Source organism: Rhodococcus sp. CX (assembly GCF_015865005.1).
Taxonomy (GTDB): domain Bacteria; phylum Actinomycetota; class Actinomycetes; order Mycobacteriales; family Mycobacteriaceae; genus Rhodococcus.
In genome coordinates this window covers 15019-25538 of the sequence record NZ_JADZGH010000076.1, presented here as the reverse complement: position 1 = coordinate 25538, position 10520 = coordinate 15019, and the positions used below count along the sequence as shown (strand labels likewise).

At 69.4% G+C, this 10520-nt stretch carries 9 protein-coding genes and 1 pseudogene; 3 read left to right on the top strand and 7 right to left on the bottom strand.

The genetic code is table 11. The features are described from left to right. From pheT to infC, 6 genes are all read right to left on the bottom strand, one after another. On the bottom strand, positions 1 to 1907 hold a 1907-nt coding region (gene pheT, locus I0Q12_RS08605; RefSeq protein WP_197251528.1), incomplete at its 3' end, for a phenylalanine--tRNA ligase subunit beta. 58 nt (positions 1908 to 1965) lie between these two features. After that, complete coding sequence (gene pheS / locus I0Q12_RS08600) at positions 1966 to 3036, bottom strand: phenylalanine--tRNA ligase subunit alpha (protein ID WP_197251527.1); 1071 nt, start codon at positions 3034 to 3036, stop codon at positions 1966 to 1968. An 82-nt stretch (positions 3037 to 3118) separates the two neighbouring features. Next, positions 3119 to 3931, bottom strand: coding sequence for an RNA methyltransferase (locus tag I0Q12_RS08595; RefSeq protein ID WP_197251526.1), 813 nt, complete (start codon positions 3929 to 3931; stop codon positions 3119 to 3121). 38 nt (positions 3932 to 3969) lie between these two features. Next, positions 3970 to 4350: a 50S ribosomal protein L20 gene (rplT, locus tag I0Q12_RS08590; RefSeq protein ID WP_006553977.1), complete on the bottom strand. Its 381-nt coding sequence runs from the start codon at positions 4348 to 4350 to the stop codon at positions 3970 to 3972. 62 nt (positions 4351 to 4412) lie between these two features. Next, the gene (gene rpmI, locus I0Q12_RS08585) at positions 4413 to 4607 is read right to left on the bottom strand and encodes a 50S ribosomal protein L35 (protein WP_197251525.1); all 195 of its coding nucleotides are present in this window, start codon (positions 4605 to 4607) and stop codon (positions 4413 to 4415) included. Positions 4608 to 4677: 70 nt separating this feature from the next. Beyond that, on the bottom strand, positions 4678 to 5355 hold the full coding sequence (gene infC, locus I0Q12_RS08580; protein ID WP_197251529.1) for a translation initiation factor IF-3: 678 nt from the start codon (positions 5353 to 5355) through the stop codon (positions 4678 to 4680). Between the two features lie 349 nt (positions 5356 to 5704). Between infC and I0Q12_RS08575 the strand changes: the two genes are divergently transcribed. Next, entirely contained in the window at positions 5705 to 6055 is a 351-nt protein-coding gene (locus tag I0Q12_RS08575; protein ID WP_197251524.1) for a DUF1844 domain-containing protein, read from the top strand. Between the two features lie 106 nt (positions 6056 to 6161). Here I0Q12_RS08575 and uvrA read toward each other — a convergent pair whose 3' ends face one another. Continuing rightward, positions 6162 to 9086 carry an excinuclease ABC subunit UvrA gene (uvrA, locus tag I0Q12_RS08570; protein WP_197251523.1) on the bottom strand — a complete coding sequence of 975 codons (2925 nt, stop codon included), beginning with the start codon at positions 9084 to 9086 and terminating at the stop codon, positions 6162 to 6164. A 178-nt stretch (positions 9087 to 9264) separates the two neighbouring features. Here uvrA and I0Q12_RS08565 point away from each other — a divergent pair, with 178 nt between their 5' ends. Next, entirely contained in the window at positions 9265 to 9954 is a 690-nt protein-coding gene (locus I0Q12_RS08565) for an MBL fold metallo-hydrolase (RefSeq protein ID WP_197251522.1), read from the top strand. 147 nt (positions 9955 to 10101) lie between these two features. Then, positions 10102 to 10520: pseudogene (locus tag I0Q12_RS32420) on the top strand (alkaline phosphatase family protein); the annotation flags it as partial.

The window sequence follows — 10520 nt, the reverse complement described above, 5'->3', positions numbered from 1 at the left end:
GGTTCACGCAGCCCGCACAGCACACCGCCGATGTGCACCGGCTGCTTCGGCAGCGACCGCTCCAGCGTGGCGATCTCCTCGTCGGTGGGCCGACGATCCACCGGCAGGACCGGGACCGGGCCGGTCTCGGCGCCGGGCAGCACGACCTGCGCGATCGAGAACAGCGACAGGTCCCGCTGGCCGCGGGCGACGTTGCGCGAGAGCACCTCGAGCAGACCCGGCAGCAGCGTCGTCGCGAGCTCGGGACGATCCGATTCGAGCGGGTTGAGCACCTTGGTGGTGTGGCGGCGCGGGTCGTCGGCGTCCAGACCCCACGTGTCGAACACGTGCGCGGGCAGGAACACCGGCGCCAGGACCTCGACGTACCCGTCGGACGCCAGGGCCCGGCCCACGGAGCGGCGGCGCTTCTGCGACGGGGTGAGACCGCGGCCCGCGGGGGCGGCGGGCAGCACCGACGGGATCTGCTCGAGACCCTCGAGGCGCAGCACCTCCTCGACCAGGTCGGCGGGCTGACGCAGGTCCGGGCGCCACGACGGCGGGGTCACGACGAGCTGGCCGTGCCCGTCCACCCCGACACCGACCTCGACGGCGCAACCGATCTGGGTGAGTCGCCGCGCGGCGGTGCCGTTCGGGTAGGTGACCCCGGCGACCCGGTCCGGAAGGTCGATGTCCATGCGGATCGTGACCGGCTCGACCGGGACCGACACGTCGGTCAGGAGCGGTTCGACCCGGCCACCGGCGATCTCCACCAGCAGCGACGCCGCCCGGTCCAGGGCGGGCAGTGCCACCTCGGGGTCGACGTTGCGTTCGAAGCGCTTACCGGCCTCGCTGGACAGCTTGTGCCGACGATTGCCGCGGAACACCGCCAGCGGATCCCAGGTGGCCGCCTCGAGCAGCACGTCGGTGGTGGTGTCGCCGACCTCGGTGGTGGCGCCGCCCATGATGCCCGCCAGCGAGATGACACCGGAGTCGTCGGTGATGACGACGTCCTCGGGATCGAGGACGCGCTCGACACCGTCGAGGGTGGTGAGCTTCTCGCCCGCGCGGGCCCGGCGGATGACGAGCTCACCCTGCAGGGTCGCCGCGTCGAACGCGTGCAGCGGCTGACCGAGCTCGAGCATCACGTAGTTGGTGACGTCGACCGCGGGGCTGATCGGGCGCACCCCGGCGGTGAGCAGACGACGCTGCAGCCACCACGGCGACACCGCGTCGGGATCGATGCCGGTGACCTTCCGTGCCGCGAACCGGGTGGCGCCGGACTCGGGTTCGAGCCGGATCGGGTAGGCCTCGCCGTCGGCCGGGTTCGGGGTGACCTGCGCCGGGTCGGAGAACTCGAGGTCGAACCCGCACGCGAGTTCGCGGGTCAGGCCGCGCACCGAGAAGCAGTAGCCGCGGTCCGGGGTGATGTTCAGTTCGATGACCGTGTCGCCGAGGCCGAGCAGGTCGTTGGCGTCGGTGCCGGGCTCCGCGCTGCCCTCCTCGAGCACGAGGATGCCGGAGTGGTCCTTGCCGATCCCGAGTTCGGCGATCGAGCAGATCATGCCGTCGGACACCTGCCCGTAGGTCTTGCGGGTCGCGATGACGAAGTCGCCGGGCAGGACCGCGCCGGGCAGCGCGACCACGACGAGGTCGCCCTCGGTGAAGTTGCGGGCGCCGCACACGATGCCGCGCGGCTCGGCTTCACCGACGTCGACCCGGCAGAACCGGATGGGCTTCTTGAATTCGGTGAGCTCCGTGATCTCGACGACCCGGCCGACGACGAGGTTGTCGATGCGGTCGAGGGTGTCGACCTCCTCGACCTCGAGACCGACCCGGACGAATCCCGCGTCGAGCTCCTCCGCGGTGACGTTCCATTCCGGGGTGGAACGCTGCAGGATCTCGGTCAGCCAGGACTGCGCTACTCGCACGTGAGTTCAGCTTTCTCGTTCGTTCGATTCTCGGGGGTGGTCGGGTTTGGGGCGGGCGTCAGCCCTGCACGCCGAACGGCAGCGTGAACCGCACGTCGCCTTCGACGATGTCGCGCATGTCGGAGATGCCGTTGCGGAACTGCAGGGTGCGCTCGAGTCCCATGCCGAACGCGAATCCGCTGTAGACGTCGGGGTCGATGCCGCAGGCGCGCAGCACGTTGGGGTTGACCATGCCGCAGCCGCCCCACTCGACCCAGCCGGCGCCGCCCTTCTTGTTCGGGAACCACACGTCGACCTCGGCCGACGGCTCGGTGAACGGGAAGTAGTTCGGCCGCATGCGGGTGCGGGTGTCGGGACCGAACAGCGCGCGGGCGAACGCGTCGAGGGTGCCGCGCAGGTGCGCCATCGTCAGGCCCTTGTCGACCGCGAGGCCTTCGATCTGCGAGAACACCGGGGTGTGGGTGGCGTCGAGCTCGTCGGTGCGGAAGGTGCGCCCCGGGCACACCACGTAGATGGGGATCTCGCGGGACAGCATGGTCCGCACCTGCACCGGGGAGGTGTGGGTGCGCAGCACCTGCCGCGAATCCTCGGGGGCGATGTGGAAGGTGTCCTGCATGGTCCGCGCCGGGTGGTCCGGCAGGAAGTTCAGGGCGTCGAAGTTGAAGTGCTCGGTCTCGACCTCCGGGCCCTCGGCCACCTCCCAGCCCATCGCGACGAACACGTCGGAGACCTGCTCGGAGATGAGCGTGATCGGGTGGCGGGCGCCGACGGCGCGGCGATTCGCCGGCAGGGTCACGTCGATCGCCTCGGCGACGAGGACCGCGGCGTCACGTTCCGCCTGCAGCTGCGCCTTGCGCTCGTCGAACGCGGCCTGCACGGCGGTGCGGTGCGCGTTGACCCGCTTGCCCGCGTCGGCGCGTTCGTTGCCGGGCAGCGATCCGAGCGCCCGCTTCGCGAGCGAGATGGGCGCCTTGTCGCCGAGGTGCTCGATCTTCGCCTGGGCGAGCGCGTCGAGGTCGGTGGCGGCGGCGAACGCTTCCTGCGCGGCCTTCTCGGCGGCGGCGAGCGCTTCCTCGGCCAGCGCGCTGGGGTCCACTGCCGGCGGCGTGCCGCCCTCATTCTTGGCCACGACCGGTGCAACTCCTTCTTCCGGCGAACGTTTTCTGTCGGGTGCCGCCGGAACCGGATCCCGGCAGCACAACACACAAATCCTAGGTGATGGGTCCGTGCACGCGATGCTGCACCCGCGCGCTGGCATACAGGCAGATCGCGGCGGCGGTCGCCAGGTTCAGCGATTCGGCGCGGCCCCGGATGGGGATCCGCACCCGATGATCGGCGCGGGCGGCGATCTGCGGGTCCAATCCGTGGGCCTCGTTACCGAACAGCCAGGCGGTGGGCGCGGCGAGCAGCTCGTCGGCGTCGTCGAGATTCACTTCGCCGTCCGCGGCGGTGGCGAGCACCTGCAGACCGGCGTCGGCGAGCGCACCGAGCACGCGGTCGGTGTCGCGCTCCCGGGCGACCGGCAGGTGGAACACGCTGCCCGCGGAGGAACGCACACACTTGCCGTTGTGCGGGTCGACGCTGTCGCCGGCGAGGATCACGCCGTCGGCGCCGACGGCGTCGGCGACCCGGATGACGGTGCCCGCGTTGCCGGGCTCCCCCACCGCGACGGGCACCGCGAGGAGCCGGGCCTGCGCGGACAGCGCCCGGTCGAGGGGCACGTCGAGCAGGTCGCACACGGCGACGACGCCGGGCGGGGTGACGGTGTCCGACAGTCGCTCGGCGGCGCGGTCGGTGACGAGCGAGACACGGACGCGGCGACGGTGCGCGGCGTCGAGCAGACCCGGATAGCGGTCGGCCGCGGCGGCGGTGACGAACACCTCGTGCACGGTCGCGGTTTCGAGCGCCTCGGCGACCGAGTTCTCCCCCTCGGCGAGGAAGCGGCCGGCCTTGCGGCGTTCGGCGGTACGCAGCAGTTTCACAGCAGAAACGACCCGTGGAGTGCGCTCGGTGAGCGGATCCACGGGTCGCTTCTGTGCTGTCGTGTCGTTCAGCGCTGCGCTCAGGCGGCCGGAGCGTTCACGTCGGCCGGCAGGGCGGCCTTGGCGACGGCGACCAGGCCCGCGAACGCCTCGGCGTCGGAGACGGCGAGCTCGGCAAGGATCTTGCGGTCGACCTCGACACCGGCGGCCTTGAGGCCCTGGATGAACCGGTTGTAGGTGATGTCGTTGGCGCGGGCAGCGGCGTTGATGCGGCTGATCCACAGCTTGCGGAAGTCACCCTTGCGCGCACGACGGTCGCGGTAGGCGTAGGTCAGCGAGTGAAGCTGCTGCTCCTTGGCCTTGCGGTACAGCCGCGAGCGCTGCCCGCGGTAGCCCTTGGAAGCCTCGAGAATCGAACGGCGCTTCTTCTGGGCGTTGACTGCCCTCTTCACGCGTGCCACTGATATGTCCTGTCAGTTTCGGGGGGCAGATTCTCGCCCCCGGGATGGTCGGTCGGGAAAGCTCAGATGTCGAGCAGGCGCTTGATGCGCGGCGCGTCGACGTCGGCGACGACGGCCTTGCCGTCGAGGCGACGGGTGACCCGCGAGGACTTGTGCTCGAGCAGGTGGCGGCGGCCGGCCTTCTGGCGCAGGATCTTCCCGCTGCCGGACACCTTGAATCGCTTCGCGGTGCCGCTGTGGGTCTTCGACTTGGGCATGGAGTCCTCAGTTCTTCCGGTTGTTCGGGTACGTCTAACTCACGCAGCACCGGCTGTGCTGCCCGAGCGGTCAGCTGGTCTGCGTGTCGCCCTGCTCGGTCGTCGGCTGCTCGGCGGCAGGCGCGGGAGCGGCCGGAGCGGACTTGGCGGTGTTGGCCTGGGCTGCTTCCTGGGCCTTCACGCGGGTCTTCGCGCCCTTGTGCGGGGCCAGCACCATGGTCATGTTGCGGCCGTCCTGCTTCGGAGCGGTCTCGATGAAGCCGAGATCGGCCACGTCGGCACCCAGACGCTGCAGCAACCGGAATCCGAGTTCCGGACGCGACTGCTCGCGGCCACGGAACATGATGGTGACCTTGACCTTCGACCCGGCCTCGAGGAAGCGAACGACGTTGCGCTTCTTGGTCTCGTAGTCGTGGTCGTCGATCTTCGGCCGGAGCTTCTGCTCCTTGATCACGGTCAGCTGCTGGTTCTTGCGCGATTCGCGCGCCTTCTGCGCGGCCTCGTACTTGAACTTGCCGTAGTCCATGATCTTGCACACGGGCGGGCGGGCGTCGGGGGCCACCTCGACCAGATCGAGGTCGGCTTCGTATGCCAGGCGGAGTGCATCTTCAACACGCACGATTCCGACCTGTTCACCACCCGGTCCGACGAGTCGGACCTCGGGAACTCGGATGCGTTCGTTGATGCGGGTCTCAGCGCTGATGGGGCCTCCTAGGTAGAGCGGTGCGGTCTGTTGACCGCGCCGCAGCGGGGTCTTTTCGTCGAGGAATGTCGGGCCCACGTGCTGCGGCGCCGAAGCTCCACACGGGGTCCGATTACCGACCGGCCCGACGAACCGGCAGCCGGGGCTGCACCGTCGTCGCTCACCTGGGAAGGCGAGTCACCCACGGCACCGAGGTGCGGGGCGGACCGGACCACTGAGCTGCAACGATGTGCCGCCAGAGGTGGGAGTCGGACTCCACTTTGCTGCCCACGCGTGTTCCACGTGGGCGGTCGTGGGATCCACAGTAGCAAATCTGCACGTGAGGATCGAATCGGGCGCTTCCCCACCCGACCCGCGAGCGATCCGGAGGGACCGGGATGGAATCCTCGACGGTATGACCGACACCCCCGAGTCGCCCGCCGACGACGTTCGCCACCTCGCCGAGATTCCCGCCGTCGAGGTGATCAGCCGCGCCGCCGTGATGCTGATGAGCTCCGCCGCCGAGAAACTGGGCCTCGGTGACGAGAACCCCGACGACAGCGCCCACCTGGACCTCGACGAGGCGCGCCGGGTCATCACCGCGCTCGCCGGCCTGGTCACCGCGTCCGTCGAGTACCTCGGCCCGCACGCCGGCCCGATGCGGGAAGGCCTGCAGGCGCTGCAGAAGGCGTTCCGGGAGGCGTCGGCGCATCCCGACGAGCCCGGCAAGGGCCCCGGCGAGAAGTACACCGGCCCCGTCTACTGACCTCGAGGATCCCGACGCCGGTTGCACGAGAGCGCGCCGACTTGCTCGTGTGCAGGTCGGCGCGCCCTCCCGGTGAGTCGAGCCGCGCCGCGTCGGCGCCTGTCGGCTATCCGACCGCGGCGGCCTTCCTCGGGGCGCGCTTGCGGGCGGGCTTGCGGACCGGTTCCGACGCCGGTGCGGCGCCGAGCGCTTCGGCGAGGAACCGGCCGGTGTAGCTGCCCTCGGTTGCCGCGATCTCCTCGGGGGTGCCCTGCGCGACGACGGTGCCGCCGCCCGATCCGCCCTCCGGTCCCATGTCGATGACCCAGTCCGCGGTCTTGATGACGTCGAGGTTGTGCTCGATGACGATGACCGTGTTGCCCTTGTCGACGAGCCCGTTGATGACGCCGAGGAGTTTGCGGATGTCCTCGAAGTGCAGGCCCGTTGTCGGCTCGTCGAGCACGTAGACGGTGCGTCCGCTCGACCGCTTCTGCAGTTCGGCAGCGAGCTTGACGCGCTGCGCCTCACCACCGGAGAGGGTGGGCGCCGGCTGCCCGAGCCGCACGTAGCCGAGCCCGACGTCCACGAGAGTCTTGAGGTAGCGGTGGATGGAGGTGACCGGCTGGAAGAACTCGGCGGCCTCCTCGATCGGCATGTCGAGCACCTCGGCGATGTTCTTGCCCTTGTAGTGCACCTCGAGGGTTTCGCGGTTGTAGCGGGCGCCGTGGCACACCTCGCACGGCACGTACACGTCCGGCAGGAAGTTCATCTCGATCTTGAGGGTGCCGTCGCCGGAGCACGCCTCGCACCGGCCGCCCTTGACGTTGAACGAGAACCGCCCCTGCTGGTACCCGCGCACCTTCGCCTCGGTGGTCTGCGAGAACAGGGTGCGGATCTTGTCGAACACACCGGTGTAGGTCGCCGGGTTCGACCGCGGGGTGCGGCCGATCGGTGACTGGTCGACCTGGACGAGCTTGTCGAGCTGGTCGAGCCCGTTGACGCGGGTGTGCCGGCCCGGCACCTGGCGGGCGCCGTTGAGCTTGTTCGCCATCACTGTCGCGAGAATGTCGTTGACCAGCGTGGACTTGCCGGAGCCGGACACCCCGGTGACGCTGGTGAGCACGCCGAGCGGGAACGACACGTCGATGCCGCGCAGATTGTTCTCCCGGGCCCCGACGACCGTGACCTGACGCTTGCGGTCGATCGGCCGGCGCAGCGGCGGCACCTCGATGCTCTTGCGTCCGGACAGGTACGCGCCGGTCAGCGACTCGGTGTTGTCCAGCAGCTGCTTGTACGTTCCGGTGTGCACGACCCGACCGCCGTGCTCACCGGCGAACGGCCCGATGTCGACGACCCAGTCGGAGGCGCGGATGGTGTCCTCGTCGTGCTCGACGACGATCAGGGTGTTGCCGAGATCCCGCAGCCGCGTGAGGGTTTCGATGAGGCGACGGTTGTCGCGCTGGTGCAGGCCGATGGACGGTTCGTCCAGCACGTACAGCACACCGACCAGGCCGGAACCGATCTGCGTGGCGAGCCGGATGCGCTGCGCCTCACCGCCGGAGAGGGTCGCGGCCGCGCGCGAGAGGGTGAGGTATTCGAGACCGACGTCGAGCAGGAACCCGAGACGGGCCTGCACCTCCTTGAGCACCGACCCGGCGATGGCCTCCTCGCGGGGGCCGAGGGTCAGGCTGTTCAGGAACGCCGAGCACTCACCGATCGACAGGTCGCACACCTCGGCGATGGACTTGTGCCCGCCGTCGGCGGCGATCGTCACCGACAGGATCTCCGGCCGCAGCCGCGCGCCGTCGCACGCGGGGCACGGGATGTCCCGCATGTAGCCGTCGTAGCGTTCCTTCATCTGCTCGGACTCGGTCTGCTCGAGTCGTCGATGCAGGAACGGCATGACGCCCTCGAACTCGGCGTAGTACGAGCGAACCCGGCCGTAGCGGTTCTTGTAGCGGACGTGCACCTGCTCGGTGCTGCCCTCGAGGATCGCCTTACGGGCCTTGGCCGGCAGCTTGTTCCACGGGGTCGACAGGTCGAAGCCCATGATGTCGCCGAGACCGGACAGCAACCGGTTGAAGTACTCGGAACTCTGCCCCACCGACCACGGGGCGATCGCGCCGTCTTCGAGGGTGCACTCCGGGTCGGGCACCACGAGATCCGGGTCGACCTCCTTGCGGACACCGAGACCCGTGCACTCGGGGCAGGCTCCGTACGGCGAGTTGAACGAGAACGAGCGGGGCTCGAGATCGTCGATGGACAGCGGATGCGCATTGGGGCAGGCGAGCTTCTCGGAGAAGCGTCGCTCCCGATCCGGGGCGTTCTCGTCACGGTCGACGAAGTCGAGCACGACGATGCCCTCGGCCAGGCGCAGCGCCGTCTCGATCGAGTCGGTGAGCCGCTGCTTGGCGGTGGGCTTGACGGCGAGGCGGTCGACGACGACCTCGATGTCGTGCTTCTCCTGCTTCTTCAGCTTCGGCGGGTCGGTCAGCGGATACACGACGCCGTCGACGCGCACGCGGGCGAAGCCCTGGATGGTGAGCTGCTCGAACAGGTCGACGAACTCGCCCTTGCGGGTGCGCACGACCGGCGCGAGGACCTGAAACTTCAGTCCCGGTTCCATGTCGAGCACCTGGTCGACGATCTGCTGCGGCGTCTGCCGCGCGATCTGCTCACCGCAGACCGGGCAGTGCGGGGTACCGGCGCGGGCGTACAGCAGACGCAGATAGTCGTAGACCTCGGTGATGGTGCCGACCGTCGACCGCGGGTTGCGGTTGGTGGACTTCTGGTCGATGGACACCGCCGGGGACAGGCCTTCGATGAAGTCGACGTCGGGCTTGTCCATCTGGCCGAGGAACTGGCGTGCGTACGCGGACAGCGATTCGACGTACCGCCGCTGCCCCTCGGCGAAGATCGTGTCGAACGCGAGGCTCGACTTGCCGGAGCCGGACAGCCCGGTGAACACGATGAGGCTGTCCCGTGGGAGGTCCACGTTGATTCCGCGCAGGTTGTGCTCCCGTGCACCTCGCACGATCAGGCGATCCGCCACGCCACGTCCTTCCTTCGGACCCCGCGCCTGGTGGGCGCGCACCGTCCGGTTGCATTTCGAGGAGCCGGCGCCGAATCACGCGACACCGGACTGTGCCATGGTAGGCGCGCCCACCGACACGTTCGCGTTCGCAGCCTCCTCACCTCGGCAGATGTTCCCCGGCGGTAATCTCTGCCACATGACGAAGCAGCCCGTGACCATCGACGACCACTACACCGGGGAGGTCTCCCCCGGCGGCCCCGCGCAGCGCCGCACGATCCCCGGCGCGACCATCGTCAAGCTCTCCGTCGGCCAGATGGACAACAACACCTACCTCATCACCGATTCCGCCACCGGCAAGTCGCTGTTCATCGACGCCGCGAACGAGCCGGATCTGCTGGTGAGTTACCTCGCCGAGAACGCCCCGAAACTCGAGCTGATCGTCACCACGCACCAGCACTGGGATCACTGGCAGGGGCTCGAGAAGGTCGCCGACGCCACGGGTGTGCCGACCGCCGCGCATCCGCTCGACGCCGAGCCGCTGCCCGTCACGCCCGACCGCCTGCTCATGGAAGGCGACACCGTCGAGATCGGTGAGCTGTCGCTCGAGGTGCTGCACCTGTCGGGGCACACCCCGGGCTCGATCGCGCTGGTCCTCGAGGAGCAGGGCACGGGCCGCCACCACGTGTTCACCGGCGACTGCCTGTTCCCCGGCGGTATCGGCAAGACCGCGGACCACGAGAAGTTCACCTCGCTGCTCGACGACGTCGAGACGAAGCTGTTCGGCCGCTTCGGCGACGACACCGTCATCTACCCGGGGCACGGCAAGGACTCCACGCTCGGCGCCGAGCGTCCGCATCTCGGCGAGTGGCGGGAACGCGGCTGGTAACTGCGGCCCGACATCCGTTCCGGCGCGACCCGCAAAACGGTCCGAGATCGGTGCGGAAATCGCCGGAATCGGCTTGGGGTCGCTCGTTGCGAGTACCCTCGGACCGCATGAGGCGGTCGCTCCGTCCAGTAGGGGCCCGGTGACGCCGTGGTGGATCTCGTTCTCGGCCCGTTACTTCGGCACGTCGGGGCTACGGACGCCACGGTGTGGGTGGAGACGTCTGCCCCGTGCACCGTGCAGGTCCTCGGCAACTCGGAGAAGACGTGGACGGTGGCAGGCCACCACTATGCCCTCGTCTCGGTCGAAGGCTTGGAGCCGGGATCCACCACGCCCTACGAGGTGCGTCTGGACGGGCGCGAGGTGTGGCCACATACCGGCGACGACCCGTCCCTGATTCGGACCCTCGGTGCCGGCGACCGGTTCGTCCTGGCGTTCGGCTCGTGTCGCGTGGCGACGGCCCCGGACGACGAGGATTCGTCCGCACTGGGGACCGATGCTCTCGTGGCCTACGCGCAGCGTATGCGCGCCCGCTCCCCCGAAGAGTGGCCCGACGCCCTGTTGTTGCT

Excerpts from the sequence above, each read along its gene's own strand:
- rpmI (WP_197251525.1), bottom strand. The coding sequence starts at position 4,607 with ATGCCCAAGTCGAAGACCCACAGCGGCACCGCGAAGCGATTCAAGGTG.
- I0Q12_RS08575 (WP_197251524.1), top strand. The coding sequence starts at position 5,705 with ATGACCGACACCCCCGAGTCGCCCGCCGACGACGTTCGCCACCTCGCC.
- I0Q12_RS08565 (WP_197251522.1), top strand. The coding sequence starts at position 9,265 with ATGACGAAGCAGCCCGTGACCATCGACGACCACTACACCGGGGAGGTC.